General features: G+C 31.8%; 22 protein-coding genes and 1 tRNA gene. 10 read left to right on the forward strand and 13 right to left on the reverse strand.

Features of this window, described 5'->3' with window-relative positions; genetic code table 11:
• The first annotated feature begins 4 nt into the window (after positions 1-4).
• Positions 5-1114, forward strand: coding sequence for a bifunctional 3-deoxy-7-phosphoheptulonate synthase/chorismate mutase type II (locus tag JBKA6_RS06425; protein ID WP_096686977.1), 1110 nt, complete (start codon positions 5-7; stop codon positions 1112-1114).
• A 412-nt stretch (positions 1115-1526) separates the two neighbouring features.
• Here JBKA6_RS06425 and porV read toward each other — a convergent pair whose 3' ends face one another.
• The 7 genes from porV to JBKA6_RS06460 form a co-directional block, all read right to left on the reverse strand.
• Positions 1527-2669, reverse strand: a complete 1143-nt coding sequence (porV, locus tag JBKA6_RS06430; protein ID WP_096686979.1) for a type IX secretion system outer membrane channel protein PorV — start codon at positions 2667-2669, stop codon at positions 1527-1529.
• A gap of 32 nt (positions 2670-2701) precedes the next feature.
• Positions 2702-2778, reverse strand: a tRNA-Arg gene (locus JBKA6_RS06435).
• A gap of 205 nt (positions 2779-2983) precedes the next feature.
• Positions 2984-4354, reverse strand: a complete 1371-nt coding sequence (locus tag JBKA6_RS06440; protein ID WP_096686981.1) for an LPP20 family lipoprotein — start codon at positions 4352-4354, stop codon at positions 2984-2986.
• A complete protein-coding gene (locus JBKA6_RS06445) occupies positions 4354-5733 on the reverse strand; it encodes a tetratricopeptide repeat protein (protein ID WP_096686983.1) in 1380 nt (459 codons plus the stop codon). Before JBKA6_RS06445 ends, JBKA6_RS06440 begins: the two co-directional genes overlap by 1 nt.
• A gap of 129 nt (positions 5734-5862) precedes the next feature.
• The gene (cysS, locus tag JBKA6_RS06450; protein ID WP_096686985.1) at positions 5863-7326 is read right to left on the reverse strand and encodes a cysteine--tRNA ligase; all 1464 of its coding nucleotides are present in this window, start codon (positions 7324-7326) and stop codon (positions 5863-5865) included.
• 7 nt (positions 7327-7333) lie between these two features.
• Positions 7334-7975, reverse strand: a complete 642-nt coding sequence (folE, locus tag JBKA6_RS06455) for a GTP cyclohydrolase I FolE (RefSeq protein WP_096686988.1) — start codon at positions 7973-7975, stop codon at positions 7334-7336.
• Positions 7976-8405: 430 nt separating this feature from the next.
• Positions 8406-8897: a hypothetical protein gene (locus tag JBKA6_RS06460; protein WP_096686990.1), complete on the reverse strand. Its 492-nt coding sequence runs from the start codon at positions 8895-8897 to the stop codon at positions 8406-8408.
• Between the two features lie 948 nt (positions 8898-9845).
• Here JBKA6_RS06460 and JBKA6_RS06465 point away from each other — a divergent pair.
• The 9 genes from JBKA6_RS06465 (at position 9846) to JBKA6_RS06505 (ending at position 19779) form a co-directional block, all read left to right on the forward strand.
• Entirely contained in the window at positions 9846-10424 is a 579-nt protein-coding gene (locus JBKA6_RS06465; protein ID WP_096686992.1) for a TlpA family protein disulfide reductase, read from the forward strand.
• Between the two features lie 16 nt (positions 10425-10440).
• Positions 10441-11058 (forward strand): TlpA family protein disulfide reductase, encoded by a 618-nt coding sequence (locus JBKA6_RS06470; RefSeq protein ID WP_096686994.1) that lies wholly within the window; start codon positions 10441-10443, stop codon positions 11056-11058.
• 16 nt (positions 11059-11074) lie between these two features.
• The gene (locus JBKA6_RS06475) at positions 11075-11527 is read left to right on the forward strand and encodes a DUF2147 domain-containing protein (RefSeq protein WP_096686996.1); all 453 of its coding nucleotides are present in this window, start codon (positions 11075-11077) and stop codon (positions 11525-11527) included.
• A gap of 71 nt (positions 11528-11598) precedes the next feature.
• Positions 11599-12525, forward strand: coding sequence for a CPBP family intramembrane glutamic endopeptidase (locus JBKA6_RS06480; protein ID WP_096686998.1), 927 nt, complete (start codon positions 11599-11601; stop codon positions 12523-12525).
• Positions 12526-12549: 24 nt separating this feature from the next.
• Complete coding sequence (locus JBKA6_RS06485; RefSeq protein WP_096687000.1) at positions 12550-15183, forward strand: valine--tRNA ligase; 2634 nt, start codon at positions 12550-12552, stop codon at positions 15181-15183.
• Between the two features lie 103 nt (positions 15184-15286).
• Positions 15287-15475: a twin-arginine translocase TatA/TatE family subunit gene (gene tatA, locus JBKA6_RS06490; RefSeq protein WP_096687002.1), complete on the forward strand. Its 189-nt coding sequence runs from the start codon at positions 15287-15289 to the stop codon at positions 15473-15475.
• Positions 15476-15497: 22 nt separating this feature from the next.
• Positions 15498-16919, forward strand: a complete 1422-nt coding sequence (gene gatA / locus JBKA6_RS06495; RefSeq protein WP_096687004.1) for an Asp-tRNA(Asn)/Glu-tRNA(Gln) amidotransferase subunit GatA — start codon at positions 15498-15500, stop codon at positions 16917-16919.
• A gap of 100 nt (positions 16920-17019) precedes the next feature.
• Positions 17020-18966 (forward strand): RecQ family ATP-dependent DNA helicase, encoded by a 1947-nt coding sequence (locus JBKA6_RS06500; protein ID WP_096687006.1) that lies wholly within the window; start codon positions 17020-17022, stop codon positions 18964-18966.
• 51 nt (positions 18967-19017) lie between these two features.
• Positions 19018-19779, forward strand: a complete 762-nt coding sequence (locus JBKA6_RS06505) for an exodeoxyribonuclease III (protein WP_096687008.1) — start codon at positions 19018-19020, stop codon at positions 19777-19779.
• A 22-nt stretch (positions 19780-19801) separates the two neighbouring features.
• On the opposite strand, the gene JBKA6_RS06510 is transcribed toward JBKA6_RS06505, so the two are convergent.
• The 6 genes from JBKA6_RS06510 to JBKA6_RS06535 form a co-directional block, all read right to left on the reverse strand.
• Positions 19802-20038, reverse strand: a complete 237-nt coding sequence (locus JBKA6_RS06510; protein WP_096687010.1) for a ferredoxin — start codon at positions 20036-20038, stop codon at positions 19802-19804.
• A 5-nt stretch (positions 20039-20043) separates the two neighbouring features.
• Positions 20044-21282, reverse strand: coding sequence for a peptidase U32 family protein (locus JBKA6_RS06515; RefSeq protein ID WP_172843114.1), 1239 nt, complete (start codon positions 21280-21282; stop codon positions 20044-20046).
• 75 nt (positions 21283-21357) lie between these two features.
• Complete coding sequence (gene hpf, locus JBKA6_RS06520) at positions 21358-21702, reverse strand: ribosome hibernation-promoting factor, HPF/YfiA family (protein WP_096687015.1); 345 nt, start codon at positions 21700-21702, stop codon at positions 21358-21360.
• Between the two features lie 3 nt (positions 21703-21705).
• A complete protein-coding gene (locus tag JBKA6_RS06525; protein WP_096687017.1) occupies positions 21706-22602 on the reverse strand; it encodes a tyrosine-type recombinase/integrase in 897 nt (298 codons plus the stop codon).
• Between the two features lie 84 nt (positions 22603-22686).
• The gene (locus JBKA6_RS06530) at positions 22687-23427 is read right to left on the reverse strand and encodes a shikimate dehydrogenase family protein (RefSeq protein WP_096687019.1); all 741 of its coding nucleotides are present in this window, start codon (positions 23425-23427) and stop codon (positions 22687-22689) included.
• 39 nt (positions 23428-23466) lie between these two features.
• Positions 23467-24438: a DUF368 domain-containing protein gene (locus tag JBKA6_RS06535; protein ID WP_096687021.1), complete on the reverse strand. Its 972-nt coding sequence runs from the start codon at positions 24436-24438 to the stop codon at positions 23467-23469.
• Positions 24439-24754: the final 316 nt, after the last annotated feature.

A 24754-nucleotide genomic window follows, 5' to 3' on the forward strand; every position in this document is an offset into this window, starting at 1 on the left:
ATGGATGGATTTAAAAAATCAAAAACAAAATTGGATAAAAAATAAAGTTTTTAACAAATTACCTATACTCATATCTGGTCCTTGTAGTGCTGAAAGTGAAAAACAAGTTTTAGATATAGCTAAAAGTTTAGATAAAAATAGGGTAAATGTATTTAGGGCAGGAGTTTGGAAGCCTAGAACTAGACCTGGAAATTTTGAGGGAGTAGGAGAGATAGGTTTAAAATGGTTGAAAAAGGTAAAGGATGAAGTAGGTTTTTTAACTTCCACAGAAGTAGCTAATCCAAAACACATAGAATTAGCTTTAAAATACGATATAGATATCTTGTGGATAGGCGCTAGAAGTACTGCAAGCCCTTTTATTATTCAAGAGATATCAGACTCTCTAAAAAACAGTGATAAGATTATCTTAGTTAAAAACCCTATAAATCCCGATATAGAATTATGGATTGGGGCCTTAGAGAGATTATATGCTAATGGATTAAAAAAAATTGGAGTTATCCACAGGGGATTTTCTACTTATAAAAAAACTAAATACAGAAATGAACCTCAATGGCAATTACCTATTGCTTTGAGAGAGAGACTTCCAAATATACCTATCATTTGTGATCCCTCACATATTTGTGGAAATAGAGATGGGATATATTCAGTATCTCAAAAAGCTTTTAATCTCAATTTTGACGGTTTGATGATAGAGACTCACAATAAGCCTGATGAGGCTTGGAGTGATGCTAAACAGCAGATTACCCCAATACAGCTAAAAGAGGTAATTAGAAAATTAGAATTGAGAAAACTTCAAGGGAAGTCTTTGAAATATATAGAAAAGTTAGAATCACTTAGATCTGATATAGATGAACTGGATTTTCAATTATTAAATATCCTAACCCATAGAATGAGAATTTCCAATAGCATAGGAAAAATAAAATTAGAAAATAATGTAGGTATTTTACAGAGTTCCAGGTGGCATGAAATACTACATAAACAGGTCCTAGAAGGTGAAAGATTGGGAATGAGCAAAGAATTTATAGAGAATATATATAAGGCTATACATCAAGAATCTATAAACATACAAAACAAAAACATGTCTAAAACCGAAAGACAAGAGGTACTCTTATAAAGAGGAAAATCGTTAAATTATTCCATTAGAATTTAGCTTTTTATCTTTTAAGGTATTCCAAAGCTCAGCAAGAGTAGGCGTTTTGAGACAGTGTCTGATAAAGTGTGTAGAGCTACCTTTTAATTTTTCTCATTTTTAATCTTTATTTTGGCAGAGAAGCCCTATTAAAGAGAGCTAAAAACGATTTAAATCCCTAAGCAGAGCCTTTAATCAAAAAGCAGCTAAAACAGCTGTAATTATTGCAAATAGGGGTGATTTTGCACTCCTATTTTAATGCCTATAAATTCATCCTAAAGAAACCGTTTAGAAAAAAGAGATACTTATGCTATGGATTTTTAGATAGAGAAATAACGACCAGAATCCTTATTTACACACTTTATGGGATAGTGTCGTTTTTGAGTTTAGTACTCTTTTAGAATTGATCGTATATCTTATCTATGTCGAAACTTACCGAATACCTAATAGTGTTTGCCAGGGCAGGATTTTCTTCACTTAAAGAATACATATATGACATGTCTATACGGACACCATAAATACCAAACCCCATACCTGTAGAGATAAAACTCCTATCTCCTTTCATTTCACTTTCTTTAAAGAAACCAAGTCTAGCGAAAACGAGGTTTCTATATGAGTATTCCACTCCTGTACCTATATTGATTTCGCTCATTTCTTCAGAGAACCCTCCTGGGGCATCAGCAAAGGATTTAAACATGCCAAAAATAGGAGTTATATCGTTATGTGATCCGTCAGGCTGTACAGATGGCACTAAAAGCTTATTCAATTCTAAACTAAATACAACAGTATTTTTTCCCACAAAAAAATCAAATGATCCACCTAATTTCATATTAGTAGGCGAAAAATAATCATTATTACCATCATTAGAACCAACTTTAGGTCCAATGTTAGATATGTTTAATCCTATTCTATATCTAAGGCTATATGAACTGCCTGAAGATAAAAAAGGAAGATCTTTAATAACTGAGGATACAAAATAACCAGATAGACCTCCTACAAAAGCGTTTACAGAATTCAAAGATAAATCGTCTGGTGAACTAGTTGCAGCACCTGCAAACTGCAATTCAGCTCCCAATGAAAAATATTTATTCAACTGTAATGAATACGCTCCTTTAATACTCCAAGAATTTAAGACTCCAACGCCTTTGTCTTTATTTTCTTCATCTTTTAGATCAAACTTCCCTCTTGAAAAAAACATAAAATTTGCACCCAAAACTCCATTTTTTCCTAAACTCTTATCTATATACGATGCAGTCGTAAAATATGAATCACTTATTAAATTACGAAACCAAGGAACATAGTTGAGTCCAAATGTCCTGTTTTCTTTATGAAAAGCTATCTTAGAAGGATTGTGAAATAAAGAATTGACATCAGAGGATGTAGCAACTCCAATATTCCCCATAGAATTTGCTCTAGCATCTGGTGGGATAAGCAAAATACTCAAGGAAGGAGAAATTGGGCTTATCTTAACCTGCCCTTTTGTTATCAAAGGATACAAAAGAATAAATATCAGAGACAGGATTGATAATTTTACTTTCATATTTATTTAATGAATCAACCAATTATAAAAGCTGGTGAACACGACAGGATTCGAACCTGTGACCGTCTGCTTAGAAGGCAGATGCTCTATCCAGCTGAGCTACGTGTCCATACGATATTTTAAATAGAAACGCCTAGTAAGTCATTTCAAATGTAATCATTGAAAAACTTAACATTTATCCGCACCACATATTGCGTACGCAAAGGTACGTATAAAAAACAATATGACACAATGTTTTTTTGTTTAAAACAATATATATGATCACAATCCTACGAATAAACTTCATACACTTTTTGCGATATTGTCTGATCTCATTATTTAAAGATTATGTCATATATTCTATTTGCTATTCTATAATTAAATTCGTCTATAGCCTCTGAAGTAGCGTCTTGTATAGCTCGCTCTATATTCTCTATGGATTTACCCTCGAAAAATTCTTTTGTAGAGAATATCTTATCTCTATTGTTAAAAACAGTATAACTTATATCTAGAGTTGCCCTGTGAAGTATACCATTGTTATTAGCTCCAGTTTTTTTTATTTTTTCATTTATCGATATAGAAAAATCAGATTGTTTTTTATCAGATAGAGGAATATTTTTTTTGTTTAAAAAATTTATCATGATCTCTTTTAAAATAGGAGTATTAGATTCCACATATATTTTTGGCATTAATATTTCTATGCGTATCTCATCTTCAGGCACAGACATTGCAGAGAATATTTTTCTTAAAGAAAAATCATTACTCACCTCATTTATAATCTTATCTAAATCTAATCTAGCCACTATAAATTCTTTATCTTTCGAAGAAATAACTTTGTCTATTGTGGGCGAAATAAGGCCATCTTTGCTTATGTAAATATTTTTGATCCACTTATCTTTAGAGTACGTCCATTCTATAGGCAAGTTATTTAGATCATGTCCTTTTTTATTCTTTATAGAGAAAGAGGCTTCATTTTTTATGGACTGTGCTCTTTTTACCTTTATGATATTTGTATTTCTGAGTATTTGTATGTCTGATATCAACTGTATAGTTTTTTTCATCAACTCATTTCCGAGAAATACATTTTCCCCATTATAAACTGTCTCTAAAGTGCTATTCCAATAAGGTTTTATTAACTCTATGGCGCTGATATAGCTTTGAAGAGCATTTTTATAATCGTATTTTTTTTCATAGTTAATAGCATCTGTCATTAAGGTAATAGCCTTACGAGATACTTTATCTTGCTTTTCTCTGATTATTTCATGGTGTTTTTTTTTATTCAACCTGTAGTATACCCAGTATTCTATTGGACTTTCATAGGTGTCTACCAATTCATAATCCTCTATTTCTTCTTTTGAAGAAGACTCTATAGAAGAAGTGAATTCTTCAGATAGTTCAAAATTATCCTCTATGCTAGTCATGACAGAATTACTAGATATATTTACCGAGATATTACTTATTAAATCAGCTAGGGCTTTACTTTTAGCCTTTTCTACATAACTATATGGAAACTGTGTCTTAGAAACCATATTTATCCCTGTATAATATTCCGAGGATTCAGGTTTTTGACCTATCCAATCTGGTTTTTCTTTACTATCGAATTTTAGGCGTAATTTACCCTTGTATTTATCTCTAAAACTCTTAGAGCTACCACAACTGAAAAACAATGCTATAACTGTGAATAAGACAAATCTATTTTTAATCATTACAAAGAGTTTTCTTCGGGGTCGAAACTTACAATTTTTTTAGATAAATTATCTAAAATACTATTTATTATATCTCTCTTCATGTCCTCTGCAGAGGTTATTTCTTTTCTGGCGTTTAACAAAGATGATACGTGAATTCTATCTAAAAACGAATCTCTTACCACATCTGAATCGCTATGGCTATTCAAATGTTTCCAATATCCTGTTCTAAGTGATCCTTTATTGCCTTCGTATTCTATGTAGTTTACCCTATCTTCTCTAGATCCATCTATATAATCAGAAAATATTATCTGTTTTTTTTCAACCGATTCCATTCTGATTTTTATCTTCAAATTAACTCTGTTTTCCTGTGAGTGTTCTACGTAATATATTTTATCATATCCAGTATGGATTTCTTTTCTCCCCGTATCGGGATTTTTCTTTTCATACTTGTACTCTTCCCATCCCTTTTTTGTTTGTTTATGGTGACTGCCTATATGATCATTTGATTCTATTGTTAAAAAAAGGATCGCACTAGCATCGAGTTTTAAAGCTTTTTTTCTGTATTCATCAGAGTATCCCTCTGAAAAAACTAATTGCGAATCTCCCAATAAAAAATTAACAAAAGGGTCTTTTACAAGAGATAATTTTTTTTCTATCAAAAACTTGGCTTCTCTATTCCAAGATACATCTCCACTCATTGTGTTGACCGAGGCTAAAAATATCTTGAAAGTCGCTCTTTTTTTAGCTAATTCTTTTAATTTGGAAGCATCTCTGTAATTGCCTATCTCCTCGAATAGGTAATAAGCTTTTTTGTTTTTGTTCTTTTCTAGAAATTCTAAGGCTGATAGATATATTGGCTCTTTTTTAGAAAAATTTAGTTTTTCAGTAGCCTCAGCGTTATTTTCATCCACGCTCAATATCTCTTTGTATAAATCCTCTGCTAGAGTAAACTGTTTGTCTATTAGTAACTGTTGGGCTTCCTTGAATAACTTATCTATATACTTTTCGTTAGAATATTCTATTATTCCTAAAGTCTCTTCATCTATTTCTAGATTAACTTTGTATTCATTAGATTTTTCTATGAGTTTTTTAGCCGTTTTGGAAGTGTTGACAACATTTTTATAATCGTATTCAGAGTAGTAGTCTTTTATCCTTTTAGAATGCTGCGCAATGGCTTTTAATCCAGTTTTTTTTAGTGCAATACGAGCGTCTATATTATAGTTATCTTCTTTTAAGGACTTCAGGTACAGTTCAACAGCCTCTTGGTGCATTCCAGCCTGTTCTAACTTTTGTCCTTTTTCAAAAAGAGCTTTGGATGCATTGCAGGAAAACAGCAATAGAACAACTGGTAATAATTTTAGAAGAGCCACTGTTTTCAAACAGCTAAATATTTTCATAGTATAAAGTGTTTAGTATTAAAAATATCATAAAAATGGCGACTAAAGTTAAAAGGTTTCGCCATTTTTCAAGTTTGATTTGACAGCCGAATATAGTTATTCTAAAAATAATATATCCAGTTTGTTTTTTTATAATTCTGGAAAATCTGTTTGATTTTCTCCATCTTTTAAGGATATCCCTATATCATTCAATTTATCTCTTATCTGATCTGATAATTTCCAATCCCTATTCTTCCTAGCATTATTTCGTACTTCTATTAGAATATTTAAAACTTCTTTTAACCTGTCTTTTTCGTATGAAACAGATTGCTCTAAGCCTAGAATCTCAAAGATAAATACTCTAATCTTTTCAGATAAAAGTGTCAAATCCTCTTTTGAAATTGATTCTGTTTTCAGTTCTAATCGGTTTATTATTTTGGTCAGATTAAAGAGATTTGCTATTAAAACTGAAGTGTTGAAATCGTCATTTATAGCCTCATAACAGCTGTCAACCCATTTTTTGACGTCGAAAGTAGACTCCTCACTAGGAGCTAGCCTATCTAAAACAGATAGAGCCTTCATGAGTTTGATATATCCTTTTTCAGCTGCTTCTAAAGCCTCTTCGGATATATCTAATGTGCTTCTATAATGGGCTTGTAACATAAATAATTTTACTGCTGAAGGTGAGAATCCCTTTTTAAATATTGAGTTTTCACCAGAAAAGAGATCTGAAGGCAATAAGACATTACCCTTAGATTTACTCATTTTATCTCCATTTAGGGTTAACATATTAGTATGCATCCAATATTTTCCAGGTTCTGATCTATTAGCTATGTTAGACTGAGCTATTTCACAGTCGTGATGAGGAAATTTTAAATCCATACCTCCCCCGTGAATATCGAAACTATCTCCCAAATAGGTTTTAGACATAGCAGAACACTCTATGTGCCATCCTGGAAAACCTTCTCCCCAAGGGGATTTCCAACGCATAATATGATTTTTAGAGGCTTTTTTCCAAAGGGCAAAATCTTGTGAATTCTTTTTTTCAGATTGTCCTTTTAGCTCTCTAGAATTATGTATCAGCTTTTCTATATCTCTACGGCTAAGCTTTCCATATGAATACTTTTCGTTGTACTTGACCACATCGAAATATACAGACCCATTTGATATATATGCGAATCCATCGTTGATAATGTCTTCTATCATCTCGATCTGTTCCGCAATGTGTCCCGTAGCGGTAGGTTCTATATTAGGAGGCAAAGTGTTTAAACGTAAGAGTATCATATGGAAATAATAGGTGTACTTCTGAGCTATCTCTCTAGGTTCTAGATTTTCTAAACGAGCTTTTTTTAATAGCTTGTCTTCACTATCTTCAGTATCATCTTCCAAATGACCTACATCCGTTATATTTCTGACATATCTCACTTTATATCCAAGATGAATCAGATATCTATACACTATGTCAAAAAACACAAAAGTTCTACAATTCCCTAGATGAACAAAATTGTAAACAGTAGGACCGCATACATACATTCCCACACTTTCATTATTTATAGGTGAAAATATCTCCTTGTTCTTAGTAATCGAATTATATATTTTTAGTTCTCCTTTCATAGTTTTTTCAGTGAAAAATAGTTCCTAATTGTATGTAGTTCAAAAAGTTTTCTTTAACCTCTTTATTTTTGAATTCTCCGCCAAATTCAGCAGTTATAGTACTACTTGCAGTATCTTTAATCCCTCTTGAATTCACACATAAATGCTTGGCGTCTATTATACATGCGACGTTTTGGGTTTTCAGGTTTTTCTGCATCTCTCTAACTATCTGAATTGTCAATCTCTCCTGTACTTGAGGACGTTTAGAGAAATTATTTACTATTCTGTTTATCTTAGATAGGCCTATAACTTTTCCGTTTGAAATATAACCTACATGCGCCTTGCCTACTATGGGAAGAAAATGATGTTCACAAGTGGAATATAGAGTGATATTTTTCTCTATTAACATCTCTCCATAATTGTATTTATTATCAAATGATGAGTGTTCGTTATCCATTGGTTTTAGCCCAGAAAATAATTCTTTTACGAACATCTTAGCAACTCTTTTAGGAGTTCCAGCAAGACTATCATCGTTCATATCTAAACCTAGAGTTAACATAATATCTCTAAAGCTCTTCTCTATTCTGAGAATTTTTTCCGAATCGTCTAGTAAAAATGCATCCTCTCTCAAAGGTGATTCATAATTATAATGAGTGTGGTTTTCTCCCATTCAGATCTACGTAAAGGTTTAAAATAAGCGCACGAAGGTATAAAATACTTTTAGCATGTTTATTTTGGCAAATATTTTCTAAGACTAAATTCGGCTGTATTGATTTTTATTTAACCTGGATTATTCATAATCTGTATGAATCTTCAGGTTAAATTTATCGTTTTTATTAAGCATTTATAAGTAAATGCTAATCTAACTCAGGTCATAACTAATGTGTTTTTATTCATCATTTTTGGGCTTTATCTAAAGTGGTTGATTTTGGGGTAAAGGCCTTTAAAATTAACACTTTATGCCTAAATTGAAATATAACCATGAATAATCCAGGTTAAGATTAGGTAAAAGTAGTAATGGGCATGGATATTCTATTATTCTACTGTGAATTATAGTAAAAAAAAATACAGACTAGTTAATAGAAGAGATCCTTTTGTGTTTAGTCATTATTTATAGTAGATAAATCCATACAGGGAAGATCTGTTTTTAATAATTTATCATACATCTCTTTATCGTATTTCTCTAATTTTGTGAATTCTGTTCCAAATGGTTCAAAAAAACTGTCTCCTTTAATGGTGTAATTTATTACTGACATCATAAATGTATAAGGCTTATTATCAGGCGGATAATAATCGTATATGCTGATATAGACACCCTTAATACCCTTCTTTTCTAATACCCATAATTGATTCCCCTTGTACCCGTCTCTACATCCAAATTCTTTAAGCTTTTTATAGTAGGATACTTTTTCATTTAATATTTTATTTTTCTTAAAAATTTTTAAATCAATGGTATCTAATTCATTTCCAGGTTTTGGAACATGAATCCAAATACCTACTAGCTCTGGATCTATTACTCCCCTTTTTATATCCTTCAGATATCTTTCATGATCTGAAGCTGTTGGCCACCTATGTCCCTTACAACACACCACAATTAATAAGAATATGAATATTGATATTTTTTTGATGAACATGATGAGTTTAATAATTTGATTTTTTAGATAATTTTTTCGTGAAATTGTTGATTTTAGTTACAAAGCTAGTAACTTATTTCCTCAAACACAGAAAAATATCAGGACAAAAATTATGAAAAAACCACAACATATTTCAGTATTTATATTACTGATTTAATCTTTTTTTTGAGCTGTTCAAAAGATGATCTTATTAATCTGGGTAAGTCTAATAAAACCAATAAAGAGCTTAAAAGTAAAAGCAACTATTAAAGAAGGATGTTCTCTATGTAAAAAGAATTGATGCCGCACTATTTAACCCAGATTATTCATAGTCATATGATTTTTTTAGATTAAAAGTATTGTTTTATTCAGTATTTATAAGGAATTATCCATCTAACTCTGTTTATAAACAATTTATTTTTATTCCTCATTTTTGGGGAATATCTAAAGTGGTCTAGATTTAGTTAAACCCCTTTAAAATTAACACCTCATATCAAATATTGAAATAAAACCATGAATAATCCAGGTTATGTGAGGGAGTGGGGTGAAATTCGATGAAAAAAGACTTATGACTTTTATATACAATTCAGAACAGAAAGGCATGACAGGCAAGATATTAGTTGAGGCTTCTTCTTTTTATCTATACTGCTTTAGTTTAAAAACTATTAAACTCTATTTTTAAAATAAAATATTTTGTAGGATTCAGATCAATTAGCAATCAGTGTTTTTTTATGTTATTACAATTATAGTATTACATTTGTGCGGGTATGAATTTCTATGTAAGTTGTATGAAATTCTAGAGGTTTCCCCTTTTATACAATTTTATTTTAGGGTAATTATGAGCAAAGCATCTGCGATATATTATAAGTTTTAGAAACCTTATAAGCTCATTGTTAATTTAGAGGAGTAATCAAAAAAAATATTAAAATGAAAAAGATAGTTAAACTATGGATATTTGCGCCCATTATGTTGTTGTTGTTTTCTCTGACATTGGGTTATTTAACGTGTGATAATGATAATGATAATAAAACGTCTGAAGTACCAGTTTATGGCAATAATGGTTTAGATAAGGGTAGTAAATCTCCTAAATTTTTTGATTACGAAAATTATAATGGAAAAAAAACATCTTTAGATCATTTCAAAGGTAAAATAGTATACGTAGATATATGGGCAACTTGGTGTAGGCCTTGTATAAATGAGATTCCATATTTAATGGAATTGGAAGAGAAATACAGAGGGAAAGGTATAGAATTTGTAAGTATCTCTGTAGATGAAGGTGAAAAAGGATATAAAGATTGGAAAAAAATGGTCGCAGATAAAGAGATGTCAGGAATACAATTAATAGCAGATAACGGCTGGAGATCTAATTTTGTCTCTGAGTATAAAGTTAGAGGTATTCCGCATTTTATTTTGATTGATTCTGAAGGAAAGATAATTGACGCTAATGCTCCAAGACCTTCGAGTAAATCGATATTTACATTGTTAGATGGTTTAATAAAAAAATAAATAAAATATAAAGATTATGAAATTGTACTTCAAGATCAAATTAGTAATGGTATTGTTATTATCTGCTGATTGTGCTTTTTCTGAAAGCATAGAAGGTAAATGGGGAACTCCAGATCACGAGACTGGGTTGGGTTATTTAATGTATGATAATGATAAAACGTCTGAAGTGCCAGTTTATGGCAATAATGGTTTAGATAAGGGGAATAAATCTCCTAAATTTTTTGATTACGAAAATTACAATGGAGAAAAAACATCTTTAGATGATTTCAAAGGTAAAATAGTATACATAGATATATGGGCAACTTGGTGTAGGCCTTGTGTAAATGAAATTCCATATTTAATGGAATTGGAAGAGAAATACAGAGGGAAAGGTATAGAATTTGTAAGTATCTCTGTAGATGAAGGTGAAAAAGGAAATAAAAATTGGAAAAAAATGGTCGGAGATAAAGAGATGTCAGGAGTACAACTAATAGCAGATAACGCCCGAAAATCTAATTTTGTTTCTGAATATAAAGTTAAAAGTATTCCCCATTTTATTTTGATCGATTCTGAAGGAAATATAATTGACGCTAATGCTCCAAGACCTTCGAGTAAATCGATATTTACATTGTTAGATGGTTTAATAAAAAAATAAATAAAATATAAAGATTATGAAATTGTACTTCAAGATCAAATTAGTAATGGTATTGTTATTATCTGCTAATTGTGCTTTTTCTCAAAGTATAGAAGGTAAATGGAGAACTGTAGATGATGAGACTGGAAAGGATAAGTCTATAGTTGAACTTTACATGAAGCAAGATGGTAAAATATACGGAAAGATAGTAGAGTTGTTAAATAGAGAGAAGGGCGATGAAAATCCTGTTTGTGATAAATGTCCTGGATCTTTGAAAAATCAGCCTGTAGTAGGCATGGAAATTGTTAAAGAAATGGAATACGATGATGGAGAGTACGAAGATGGATCTATTTTAGATCCAGGTAATGGAAAGTTTTATGATTGCAAAATGTGGATGGATGCAAGTAATTATGATGTATTGTATGTCAGGGGTTATATATTCCTGTTTTTTCGTACTCAGAAGTGGTATAGGGTAAAAGAAAACATCTAATTTTTTTTACGGATAAAAAAAATATAATTCCACCAAAATATTAAATAAGGGTTTTGTTTAAGTAGGATTATATGAAGGAGATGTATAGGGCCATATTGAAGTTTGTGGCCCTAGATTTTAATATTAAGAGTTATTTATACTTTTTAATATTCATGTCTGTAACCATATATTTAAATTATCGTTTTGATTTCGATAATTCTGTGATAATGGTGCAACCTCAGCATATACGTATAGTATATTATTTTGCTCTTTACTCTTTTGCGTATTACGGAATACTAATACCAAAGATGTATTTAACTGGCAAAGAGCACAAGTTAAAACGGTCTTATTTTTGGATAAAAAGCATTTTCTTTTTGGTCATAATGTCTATAGCTCTAGGATCTACTTTTGTTAGTTTTTTTCCTAGATTAGAAAATCATGTTCAAAATCATTTCATTAGGAGTCTGGCCATAAACATTGAAGAGTTTATATTTTATGCTATTTGTTTTGGTCTTTTTAGCATTATATTCTACAAGAAGAGATGGGAGGCTTATTACGGTCTAAATATCAAAAATGTAAATATCTTACCCTATGTGTGGATGTTGGCCATTATGTTTCCTATCATATTATTAGGATCTATTCAAGAGGATTTCCTCAATTACTATCCAACTTTTAGGGTCAATACAGATGATGGTTCACTTGGAATAAGTAAAACTGTGGCTTTCTCTTTGTATGAGATGTGTTATTCTATAAGTTTCATATCTACAGAGTTTATGTTCAGAGGTGTCTTAGTTATAGGTTTGTCTAGGGCATTAGGCAGAGATGCTATTCTTCCCATGACAGCGACCTATGCTTTTATTCATTTTGGCAAACCCGAATTAGAGACTATAAGTTCAATATTTGGAGGGTATATTTTAGGAATCTTAGCCTTAAAAAGTAAAAATATCTTAGGAGGATGTCTAGTTCATATCGGTATTGCTCTGATGATGGATACATTTACCTTCATACAAAAATGGTGATATAATAACTGCACTAAAAATTTTATGAAAGAAATATCTGAGAGATATCAACATGAACAAGTTGAAGATAGATGGTATAATTACTGGTTAGAGAAGGGGTATTTTTACTCCATTCCAGACAGTAGAGAATCTTATACTATAGTGATGCCTCCTCCTAATATAACTGGGGTTTTACACATGGGACACATGTTGAATAATACCATACAGGATGTCTTAATACGCAGAGCTAGGATGAAGGGTTACAACGCTTGTTGGATCCCTGGTATAGATCACGCTTCTATTGCTACTGAGTCTAAGGTTGTCAAGAGATTAAAGGATAGGGGGATAGAAAAAAAAGATTTAACCAGAGAAGAATTCTTAGAATATGCTTGGGAGTGGAAACAAGAACACGGGGATATCATCTTAAATCAACTCAAGAAAATAGGTGTTTCTTGTGATTGGAAGAGAACTAAATTCACCATGGATGAAGATATTTCAGAATCTGTGTGTAACATATTTATCTCTCTACACGAGCAAGGCTTGTTGTATAGGGAATACCGCATGATAAATTGGGATCCCCAAGCACAAACTACTATTTCTGATGAAGAGGTAATTCACATTCAAAAAAAATCCAAATTATTTTATATAAAGTACAGAGTAGAGAATACGGATCAATATGTAGTTATAGCTACTACTCGTCCTGAAACTATATTAGGAGACACTGCCATATGTATCAATCCAAATGATAGTCGATATTCTAATTTGAAGGGGAAAAATGTAATCGTCCCTATTACAAATAGGCCTGTCCCCGTAATAGAAGATGAATATGTGGATGTAGATTTTGGTACAGGATGTCTCAAGATAACGCCGTGTCATGATGTAAATGATAAGAAAATAGGCGATAAGCACAAATTACAGTTTATAAATATATTCAATGACGACGCCACTCTCAATGAAAATGGTTTGCACTATAGAGGTAAAGATAGGTTTGCAGTAAGAAAAGAAATAGTAGAAGAGTTAAAGAGTATAGGCCTTTTAGAAAAGGTAGAAGATTACGATAATAGTGTTGGGGTATCTGAAAGAACGGGTTGTGTAATAGAGCCGAAGATATCTTGTCAGTGGTTTTTGAAGATGAAAACTATGGCAAATGTAGCGCTTAAATCTGTATCGGATGGCGAGATTTCACTAGTTCCAGACAAGTATAAAAATACCTATAATCATTGGTTAAAAAATATAAGGGATTGGAATATATCTAGGCAATTGTGGTGGGGACATCAAATTCCAGTTTACTACTATGGCGAGGGGATAAACGATTATGTAGTAGCTAAAAATATAGATGAAGCTTTAGTCTTGGCTAAAGATAAGAATGACTCTATTTCGGAGAGGGATTTAATACGAGATGAAGATGTGTTGGACACTTGGTTTTCATCTTGGTTGTGGCCAATAGTTGTATTTGATGGGATAAGGAATCCTAATAATGCGGATATAGAGTATTACTATCCGACGCGAGAATTGGTTACAGGTCCTGATATAATATTTTTTTGGGTTGCTAGGATGATCATGGCAGGGTATCACTGGACTGATAAAAAGCCTTTTAAAGATGTCTATTTCACTGGAATAGTTAGAGATAAGGAGGGCAAAAAGATGTCTAAATCTCTAGGTAATTCTCCAGACCCTTTGTCTTTGATAAAGGAGTACGGTGCAGATGCTGTTAGAACGGGTCTGTTGTTTTGTTCATCGGTTGGCAACGATTTATTATTCGACGAAAAATTGTGTTTGCAGGGCAGAAATTTCGCTAATAAAATATGGAATGCCTTCAGGTTGATTAAGAGTTGGGAGGTTTCAGATAAAGTTGAGATAGATTTATTAGGCCAAAGGGTATTAGAGTGGTTTGATGTCAAATCGAATAAGGTCTTAAAAGACTTAGAGTTTTCTTATAGTAGGCATAGAATTTCAGAATCATTGATGATTTTGTATAAGTTTATTTGGGATGATTTTTGTTCTTACTATTTAGAGCTGGTAAAACCTAAATATGGGGAGCCTATAGATGAGGTTACTTATTCTAAAACGGTAGAAAATTTCGAAAAAATATTGAAGATATTGCATCCTTTTATGCCTTTTATCACAGAGGATATTTGGCAATCATTATCTGATAGGACCGTTCGAGAGGCTATTATTATTTCAAGTGAGCCGGAGATATATAATACTATTGATGATTCTTTATTGCCAATATTTGACAATATGGTAAAGGTTGTAAGTTCTGTGAGAAATATTAGGAAGAAAAACAATGTTCCTAATAGGCAAGAATTAGAATTATTTGTCATGTCTAAAAAAGGTAGAAATGATTTTTTCGATGGTGCTATAATTAAGTTGTGTAATGTTAGAAAAATAGAATCTGTAACTAATAATATGGAAGGATCTAATTCTTTTATAGTAGATTCTGATGAATATTTTATACCCTTATCTCAAAACGTAGATTCCTCATCTGAGGTAGAGTCATTACAGAGTGAATTAGAGTATTTTAAAGGTTTTTTATCTTCTATAGAGAAAAAAATGAATAATGATAATTTCGTTAAAAATGCTCCTAAAAACGTTGTTGATATGGAAAGGAAAAAGCACAGTGATACTGTACAGAAGATAAATATGATAGAACATAGGTTAAAAAGCCTCGAGATTTAAAAACTTTTGTTTTGTCTTGCAAATGTTCATAGTTTATATTTCATATAGTTTGATGATTTTAAAAAAAACTTCTATTTTTGTTTCTGGAAAAAATAGATAAAAAATGGAGATGGTTATCTTAGGTGTATTTGGTCCTTGGCAGGCTGCTCTTGTGTTGCTTGCTGTTCTTCTTTTGTTTGGAGGTAGAAAGATACCCGAATTGATGAGAGGTATTGGTGGAGGCATCAGAGAATTTAAGAAATCCACTAAGGAAGATTCTCTCTTAGATGAGAAAGACAAGGGCGATAAATAAACTACTGAATTTTTGGTGAAATTTGGATAAACTTTTAGATTTTAAACAGACCAGGGAGGCTGTGCTTTCCGGTCAGCTTACTTGTTTGAATGTTGTAGATTCTTTTTTATCTATAATAGATCAAAAAAATAGAGACCTCAATATATTTATTGAGGTTTTTTCTTCTGAGGCTATTGAGAGAGCAAAGGAGATAGATGAGAAGATAAAGCTAGGAAAAGCGGGCAGTTTAGCAGGTATGGTATTATCTATTAAAGATAATATCTGTTATAAGGATCACAGTTTAACAGCGGCTTCTAGGATTTTACAAAACTTTAAATCACTTTTTACAGCTACGGTACTCGAAAGATTATTACTTGAGGATGCCATCGTTATAGGTAGGGTAAACTGTGATGAGTTTGCCATGGGCTCTGCAAATAAAAACTCTTATTATGGAGTTACCAGGAATCCAATTGATAGGACAAAAGTTGTGGGAGGGTCTTCTGGTGGTTCAGCAGCTTCGGTTTCAGCTGGCATGTGTCATGTGTCTTTGGGCTCAGACACAGGAGGATCTGTGCGTCAACCTGCTTCCTTTTGTGGAGTTGTAGGGTTTAAGCCTACTTATGGAGCTTTTTCTCGTCATGGTCTCATAGCATTTGCTTCTTCTTTTGATCAGATTGGGGTATTAGCTAATTCTGTAGATGATATCTCATTTGTAAATGAAGTAGTTTCAGGTAAAGATGATTACGATACTACTTGCGTTTTGGATAAAAAAAAGACAAATACGACTAAATCTAATACGCCTCATAAAAAGATGGTCTATTTTAGAGAAGTTATAGAGGCTGAAGGTCTATCTCCTATTATTAGGGAAAAGTTTATGACAAAGCTCGATAAATTGAGGTCTGAAGGACATACAGTAGAAAACATAGATTTTCCTTATTTGAAATACTTAGCTCCTTGTTATTATATCCTTTCTACAGCTGAAGCCTCTTCTAATCTATCTCGTTTTGATGGAATTCATTATGGATATAGAAGTGAGTCTGCTACAAACTTAGAGGATTTATATATAAAATCTAGGACAGAGGGTTTTGGAGATGAAGTTAAGAAACGTATACTTTTAGGAACTTTTGTATTGAGTTCAAGTTGTTATGACGATTATTATATCAAGGGTCAGAAGGTAAGGGCCTTAATTAAAAATTATACTAATGAGATATTTGATCATTACGATTGCATTTTATCTCCTGTAAGCCCTTCCACAGCTTTTGATATAGATAGATCTAATGTAAGTTCTACATCGGATTATTTGGATGATATTTTTACAGTACATGCTAATTTAGCTGGGATACCTGCCATATCTGTACCTCTGTCAGAAGATGAAAAGGGTCTGCCTATAGGCATTCAAATTATGACAGATAATTTTAAGGACCAGGAATTATTATCCATTGCTAAAATTATAGAATCTAATTGAGAATTCTTTTAGAGTTTATTTTTCTTTATCATTACTGTTGAAGGGCTAATTCAGCTATATCAATAGCATTGAAAGCGGTTATTTATTAAGCAATAAAAATATGTCTTCGATAAGTAATCAAAATAGCATTAATAATGATAACACTCCTTTAGAAGTGTTAAAAAAATACTGGGCTTATGATTCTTTTCGTCCTGTTCAAGAAGATATAATCAACGATATCCTTCTAGGAAAAGATACTCTAGCTCTGTTGCCTACCGGTGGAGGTAAGTCCATTTGTTTTCAGATTCCAGCTATTATTAGAGAGGGTGTTTGCATAGTGATATCTCCATTGATATCACTCATGAAGGATCAAATAGACACACTTACAAAAAAAGGTATAAGTGCTGTAGCTATAACGAGTGAGTATACAAATAATGAGATACATGGTCTTTTGCAAGACGCTCAAAATGGTAATATAAAGTTCATTTATTTATCTCCAGAAAAATTATCATCCAAGCAATTTAGAGAATACGTTTCATACATGAGAGTATCTCTATTAGCAGTTGATGAAGCTCATTGTATTTCACAATGGGGATACGATTTCAGGCCTTCTTACTTGGAGATAGCTAATATAAGATCTGTTATTCGCTCAGATGTTCCAGTCCTTGCATTAACCGCATCTGCAACGCCTCATGTTGTTGATGATATACAAAAACAACTTCTATTTAGAAAAAAAAATGTAATCAAAAAATCCTTTGAACGCAAAAATCTAGCCTATGTAGTTTTAAGTGAAGAAGATAAAAATCATCGTTTGATCAGTATACTTAAAAAGACGAGTGGTACAGGAATCGTTTATGTTAAAAACAGGAGACGTACAAAAGAAATCTCTGATTTTATAAATAGTCAATCTATCTCTTCAGATTTTTATCACGCTGGAATAGATAGTAAAGACAAAACAGAAAAACAAAACTCTTGGAAAAGAGAAGAAATAAGGGTGATAGTCTCTACAAATGCTTTTGGTATGGGTATAGACAAGCCAAATGTGAGGTTTGTAATCCATATGGATATTCCAAATAGTATGGAGGCTTATTTTCAAGAAGCTGGAAGAGCAGGCAGGGATAATGAAAAATCCTATTGCATAATGATTGTGAATTCCAATGATGCAGATCAGTTAGAAGAGATGTTCTACAATACCCTTCCTTCTTTTGAGGTAGTAAGGGATACTTATATAGGGCTTTGCAATTACTTGCAAATACCCAAGGGAGAAATCATAAAAGACAAGCTCCCTTTCTACATAAGAGACTTCTGTAATAAAAAGGATTTAAACTTTATAAAAGTTTTTAATGTTTTACGTCTATTACACAGAGAGAGGATAATTTTTTTCTCCGAGAGAGAGAAGAGGCAAACCAAGATAATGTTCAATGTAGATAGTGATTATATATTTGAATATTTACAGGTAAATACTTATTTGGATAATACTGTAAAAACCATATTGAGGAGTTATGCTGGCATAAACAGTAAATTTGTGAATGTAGATATAGGCCTGTTATCTGAGAGATCAGGAATTAATATATACGATTTGAACAAAAATCTTGAGAGATTGAGCAAAGATGGCATAATACTTTATGATAAAGCGCATGCCATACAGACTATCAAATTTTTGGTTCCTAGGCAAGATGGGGATACCATAAGTACAATACGAGAAAATATAGAATCTAATAACAAAAGAAATATCGATCGTCTCAATAGTATTATAGACTATGTCTCTGATAATAATATTTGTAGAAGTGTTCAGTTATTGAAATATTTTGGAGAAAAACAAGTTTGTAAGTGTTGTGTTTGTGATGTTTGTCTAGATAAAAAAAGAACAGGGGTTGACAGTAAAAGATATTTATCTATTTCCGATGAGATAAAAAGTATACTTAATTCAAAAGCTCATACTTCTCGTGAAATAATAGACATTACAAAAAATAGGGATAAGCAAGAGTTGCTTGAATGTTTAACTATTATGTTGGAGTCAGGTGTCGTTAAAATGAATGAGTACGGAGAGTACGAATTACAGTCTTAATTCCAATTGTTTAATTAGTTATTACTTTGGGGCAAAATTAATTATTACTTCATGAAGATAATATCTTATAATTTAAACGGCATACGTTCAGCTATAAATAAGGGATTATATCAATGGATAGAATCTGTAAATGCTGATATTATCTGTATGCAGGAGATAAGGATCGATGAGCTTCAATTAGACTTAGATTTTTTCAAAAAGTTGAATTACAATTCTTATTGGTTCTCTGCAGAGAAGAAAGGTTATAGTGGTGTAGGTATTTTGAGTAAAAAAAAAGCTCTGCATATAGAAAAAGGAATAGGTATTAATGATGTAGATCGTGAGGGCAGAGTTATCCGTATAGATTTAGAAGAGTTATCTATAATGAGTGTTTACGTTCCATCTGCTACAAATATGGATAGATTGGAATTTAAGATGAATTTTCTAGATCATTTTCAAAAACATGTGGATGATATAAAAAAGACACATCCTAATCTCTTGGTTTGTGGAGATTATAATATATGTCATAAAGCCATAGATATTCACAATCCTATAGCTAACAAAAACACTTCTGGATTTTTGCCAGAGGAGAGGATGTGGTTAGATCAATTTATAAATAGTGGCTTTGTAGATTCCTTTCGTCATTTTGTAAAGGAGCCACATAATTACACTTGGTGGAGTTATAGAGCTAATTCTAGAAACAATAATAAGGGATGGAGGATAGATTATCATTTAGTGAGTGATGTTCTAGCTAAAAAAATGAGTAGAGCCTATATCTTGAGCGATGTAAAACACTCAGATCACTGTCCTGTGGTTGTAGAGTTTGATTTTTAAGGACACTATCCTGAAAAAGCTGTTACTTATTTATCTTTATCACGTTGATTATCTTGACTGGACATATCTCCGCCACGTTTTTATTATCGTCGTATACACTTTCATCGTAAGTCTTTAAAACGTGAATTCTATTTTTATTTACGGATTTTATAAGTGTACTCTTTCCATCTTTCCTATTCATCTTCCAGTTTGCTGGACACAAATCCGCACAGTAATTACAACCTATGCATCTATCTCTATTAAAAGTGATTATAACCATCGGCTTTAAACTTCCATAATCTTATACAGTCTATCGGAAGACCTTATGATAAAATCGACAGGGATAGTGCATCTATTGCCTTTTTTGGCTACATCTACTATCTCATCGTTTACCATAATAGATTTCACTTTAAACTCCTTGACTCCAGTAGTAGGACCAATAGTTATAAGATTATCTCCAACTGCCACATCACAAGCGTTAATCTCAAATTCTCCTATCCTAGCATCAGAGTAATAGTGATATCCCCTACCTACAAAAACTTTCTTCTGAGTGGCGTGAGAACCACTGTGTTTACTAAACTCACCCAATTTCTGACCTAGATAATAACCAGACCAAAACTCTCTGTTATAAACTTTTTTTAATTCTGTAATCCAATTATTTACCTTTTCTACAGAATAATTACCCAAATAATAGTCATCTATAGCTTCTCTGTATTGAGATATTACCTTAGAGACATACTCTGGAGCCCTACCCCTACCCTCTATCTTCAAGATATTAATGCCAGAACCAATAACTTGATCTATTATATCTATGGTACACAAATCCTTTGGAGACATTATATACTCATTGTCAATCTCTAACTCTACCCCAGACTCTTTATCTATAACTGTGTATTTTTTTCTACAATTTTGCTTACAAGCCCCTCTATTAGCCGAAGAATTATAAGTGTGTAAACTCATATAACACTTACCAGAAACCGCCACACAAAGAGCTCCATGACCAAAAATCTCTATCTCTATTAAATTACCACTAGGTCCCTTTATCTGTTGTACTTTTATCTGCTTTGTTATCTTGGCGATCTGACTCAAACTCAACTCTCTACTCAAAACCATAGTATCGGCAAAATTAGAATAAAACTTAACCGTCTCTATATTGGTAATATTTAACTGAGTAGAGATATGAACTTCCATATTCTGAGAGAAAGCGTAGTTTATCACTGCTTGATCTGAAGCTATAACAGCCGTAATACCAACCTCTTTTGCTTTGTTAATAAGAGTTTTTATAACATACAAATCGTTGTCGTATATGATGGTATTTAAAGTGAGATATGATTTTACTCCCTTCAAACCGCATCTGCTGACAATTTCTTCCAAATCATCCAAAACAAAATTTATGGAAGAACGAGCCCTCATATTCAACTGATCTACTCCAAAATAAATTGAATCTGCTCCATTATCTAACGCTGCTTGCAAAGAATCAAAATTCCCAGCAGGAGCCATCAACTCTATTTTCTTATCAGACATTATTTTTTAATAAATCAGGTATTGACAAATATTAAGACAAAAATACATAGAAACAGCATAGAACGAAATAAATAACTATACAGATTCTTCTACTTCTAACAACGGATTGGTACCATTTCTGCCAGATTTCATCTTAGACTGATTGTATCTCTTTAACAACCTAGATAGAGAATCTACTGCTGAATCTATAGCTTCTTCAAATGATCTACAACTTTTCTTAACTACGAAATTATTCTTTGGAACGTATACTTTCATCTCTACAATCTTATTTCCCTTATCCTTACTGTTTCCTAATTTTAGGTAAACATCCGTTGATACTATTTTATCATAAAATAATTCCAACTTCTTAACCTTCTTATTCAAAAAGGTAATTAATTTTTCTTCTGAATTAAAATTTACTGATTGCACTTGTATCTTCATTATTTATCTATTTTTTTTAGCCCTAGGATGAGCTGAGTTATAAGAATGTTTTATTTTTTTAATACTCTGATGAATATAATGTTGTGTGGAAGCCAAACTAGAATGCCCCAATAATTCTTTTATCTCATTTATATCTGCTCCATTATCTAATAGATGAGTAGCAAAAGTATGCCTCAACATATGCGGGCTTCTCTTCTCTTTGGAAGAGACTTGACTTAGATATAAATTGACTTTTTTATACACAAAGGTACTATAGACTTTCTTTTTGGAATCTGTTATAAAAAACATTTCACTTTTTGAATCGTTTAAAAACCCTTCTCTTAGAGAAATGTACTTTGAAATTACTCGTTTAAAATTTTCACATATCGGGATGATACGTTCTTTATTTCCCTTACCTAAAACTTTTATCTGACTGAGCATCAAATCTATATCTTTTATCTTCAATTCAATTAATTCACTTAACCGGATGCCTGTGAAATACAATAACTCTAAGATAAGACTATCTCTAACACCTTGAAAATCATCTGTGAATATTTCTCTCCCCCACAGAGAATCCATCTCAGAAATAGAAAAGGAAGGATAGATTTTTTTATTCGCTTTTAGTGGTGTAATCTGCTTTAGAGGATTATCATTTATATAGTCTTCTTTTAGTAAATATCTGTAAAAACTCCTCAAGCTAATCAACTTTCTATTTATGGATCTATTGGATAATCCAGATTCGAACATAAAGGCAATCCAAGCACGAAAAACATCTCTGTCTACTTTCAAAAAATCCATATGGTCACTTTCACCTACTACGAAAATGACAAAGTCATCTATATCTCTAGAATAAGCACTTATAGTATGAGACGAGTATTTTTTATCTACAGAGAGATACCTCAAAAATTCTTCCTTATGCACTTGGTCGGTATAAAATCACTTATTACTATTGGCCAATATAATCAATATCAGAATATATATGCCCTTTTTTATTTTGAAACAAAATTATTCATTCCATATTTTCCAAGATTCCTCAGCCTGCAAACATAACATTCTAAATCCATTACTACAAGTAGATTGGCTTTTCATACCTCTTTGTAAGAATAGAGTTTTATCTGGATTATAAATTAAATCAAATAGAAAATGATCTTTTGTCAAATAGTGATACGGAATATCAGGAGCTACATCTATAATGGGATAAGTGCCCAATGGAGTTGTGTTTACTATCAATTTACACTCTCTCATGATATTTTCATCTATATCGGAATATGAGATCTGTCCTTTATCTATTGGATTACGAGATGCCATAACAAAATCTATACCTATCTTCTTCAACACAAAAACCACAGCTTTGGATGCTCCTCCAGTGCCCAAAATCAATGCTCTATTGTGAAATTTCTTTAATAAGGGTATAAGTGATTGTTCAAAACCAATAATATCTGTGTTATAACCAACAGTTCTATTTTTATCAAAAACCTTTATCGTATTAACGGCTCTAACCTCTCGAGCACTGAGGTCTAGATCCTCTAATAGAGTAATTATTTTTTCCTTGTAAGGTATAGTTACATTTAAACCTTTAATATTTGGAAATTCTATAAAGATATTTTTAAACCCATCTATTTCAGATATGTCTATATTGTGATACACCGCATCAGAAATATTTTCTCTTTTAAATTTTTCAGTAAAATACCCCTTTGAAAATGAATGAGATATGTCTTTACCAATTAGCCCGTATTCCCTTCTCATATTTTTTTTAAGGTTTATTTTGAATTACTAAACCAACTATTATTTTGAAGGTTTGAAATTCTGTTTTTTTGCGTATCTATCTATCAAAATTATGCTCACGATCCCCAATAAAAATATTAGAATAGATGCTATGAGCATATCTTCAGAATTTAATGATGGAAAAAACAAGTCCTCCGAAAATGAAATATTATCAGGATGTGAATCCCCTTTGTAAACCTTCTTCTTCCAAGGCCAAACCTTATTTAAAAAACCAATCATAAAACCTGTTAAAACCGATAGTGTAATATCTCTATACGATTTAAACATCCAAGATAAAATTTTAGAAAATATCAACAGACCAACTGCGCATCCAGTCCAAAAAACTACCAATTTACTCCCTGATGAAAATATTAATTCCATGTTAAAAGTGTATATGCCTTCCCTCAAAAAATTTACTGTGTTTATTATATTTTCATAAGAACCTAGTAGCAACAGTATAAAAGCACCTGAAATTCCTGGTAATATCATGGCTATTATAGCTATAAAACCCGATAAAAAAAGAAAAGAATAAGTGTCAGGAATACTTGTAGGAGAAACCCTAGTTATGTAATACGCCAATAAAGCACCGACTAAAAGACACAGAATAACACTAAATGAAATCTTATCTATTTCCTTTAGTATTATTACTATAGATGACAGTATTAGACCAAAGAAAAATGACCAAAGTAAGATAGGATACGCCTCCGAGAGATATGCTATTAGTTTAGACAAACTCATAACACTTATGCCTATCCCTAGAAATACACAAAAAAGGAAATTACCATTTATGTACTTCCACAGAGATGATAGATCTCCTTTTAGGACAAACTTGACAGCGGTTATGTTAATGTTTTTGATAGAACTTATAAATTCCTCATAAATTCCAGAGATAAAAGCTATAGTGCCTCCTGACACACCAGGCACTATATCGGCAGCGCCCATAAACATACCCTTTAAAACTATAGTAATATAATCTGTAATCTTTCTATTCATTCCTAATCTATTGTGAGGATAATGCACAAAATTAATATTTTAAAAAATTATAACTGTAGGATTATCATTGTTTTGTTAGGACCAACAAAATATAAATTATATGATAACCTGAACTCTATAAATTTCTAGATAATTCTTTTAGAAGAAAAGCCAAAAAAAATGATTGAGAATCACATGTACAGTTTTTAACCCAGATTATTCATGGTTATATTTCAATATTTTATATGAGCTATTAATTTTAAAGGGGTTTAACCAAATCTAGACTACTTTATATATTGCCCAAAAATGAGAAAAAAAATACATTGTTTATAAACTT

Origin of the sequence: Ichthyobacterium seriolicida (assembly GCF_002369955.1) — a bacterium.
GTDB classification, from domain to species: Bacteria; Bacteroidota; Bacteroidia; order Flavobacteriales; family Ichthyobacteriaceae; genus Ichthyobacterium; species Ichthyobacterium seriolicida.

Excerpts from the sequence above, each read along its gene's own strand:
- folE (WP_096686988.1), bottom strand. The coding sequence starts at position 7,975 with ATGGGAGAAAACCACACTCATTATAATTATGAATCACCTTTGAGAGAG.
- JBKA6_RS06500 (WP_096687006.1), top strand. The coding sequence starts at position 17,020 with ATGTCTTCGATAAGTAATCAAAATAGCATTAATAATGATAACACTCCT.
- JBKA6_RS06510 (WP_096687010.1), bottom strand. The coding sequence starts at position 20,038 with ATGGTTATAATCACTTTTAATAGAGATAGATGCATAGGTTGTAATTAC.
- JBKA6_RS06530 (WP_096687019.1), bottom strand. The coding sequence starts at position 23,427 with ATGAGAAGGGAATACGGGCTAATTGGTAAAGACATATCTCATTCATTT.
- JBKA6_RS06440 (WP_096686981.1), bottom strand. The coding sequence starts at position 4,354 with ATGATTAAAAATAGATTTGTCTTATTCACAGTTATAGCATTGTTTTTC.
- JBKA6_RS06480 (WP_096686998.1), top strand. The coding sequence starts at position 11,599 with ATGAAGGAGATGTATAGGGCCATATTGAAGTTTGTGGCCCTAGATTTT.
- JBKA6_RS06485 (WP_096687000.1), top strand. The coding sequence starts at position 12,550 with ATGAAAGAAATATCTGAGAGATATCAACATGAACAAGTTGAAGATAGA.
- JBKA6_RS06465 (WP_096686992.1), top strand. The coding sequence starts at position 9,846 with ATGAAAAAGATAGTTAAACTATGGATATTTGCGCCCATTATGTTGTTG.
- JBKA6_RS06505 (WP_096687008.1), top strand. The coding sequence starts at position 19,018 with ATGAAGATAATATCTTATAATTTAAACGGCATACGTTCAGCTATAAAT.
- JBKA6_RS06535 (WP_096687021.1), bottom strand. The coding sequence starts at position 24,438 with ATGAATAGAAAGATTACAGATTATATTACTATAGTTTTAAAGGGTATG.
- porV (WP_096686979.1), bottom strand. The coding sequence starts at position 2,669 with ATGAAAGTAAAATTATCAATCCTGTCTCTGATATTTATTCTTTTGTAT.
- hpf (WP_096687015.1), bottom strand. The coding sequence starts at position 21,702 with ATGAAGATACAAGTGCAATCAGTAAATTTTAATTCAGAAGAAAAATTA.
- JBKA6_RS06515 (WP_172843114.1), bottom strand. The coding sequence starts at position 21,282 with ATGTCTGATAAGAAAATAGAGTTGATGGCTCCTGCTGGGAATTTTGAT.
- cysS (WP_096686985.1), bottom strand. The coding sequence starts at position 7,326 with ATGAAAGGAGAACTAAAAATATATAATTCGATTACTAAGAACAAGGAG.
- JBKA6_RS06425 (WP_096686977.1), top strand. The coding sequence starts at position 5 with ATGGATTTAAAAAATCAAAAACAAAATTGGATAAAAAATAAAGTTTTT.
- JBKA6_RS06445 (WP_096686983.1), bottom strand. The coding sequence starts at position 5,733 with ATGAAAATATTTAGCTGTTTGAAAACAGTGGCTCTTCTAAAATTATTA.
- tatA (WP_096687002.1), top strand. The coding sequence starts at position 15,287 with ATGGAGATGGTTATCTTAGGTGTATTTGGTCCTTGGCAGGCTGCTCTT.
- JBKA6_RS06475 (WP_096686996.1), top strand. The coding sequence starts at position 11,075 with ATGAAATTGTACTTCAAGATCAAATTAGTAATGGTATTGTTATTATCT.
- JBKA6_RS06470 (WP_096686994.1), top strand. The coding sequence starts at position 10,441 with ATGAAATTGTACTTCAAGATCAAATTAGTAATGGTATTGTTATTATCT.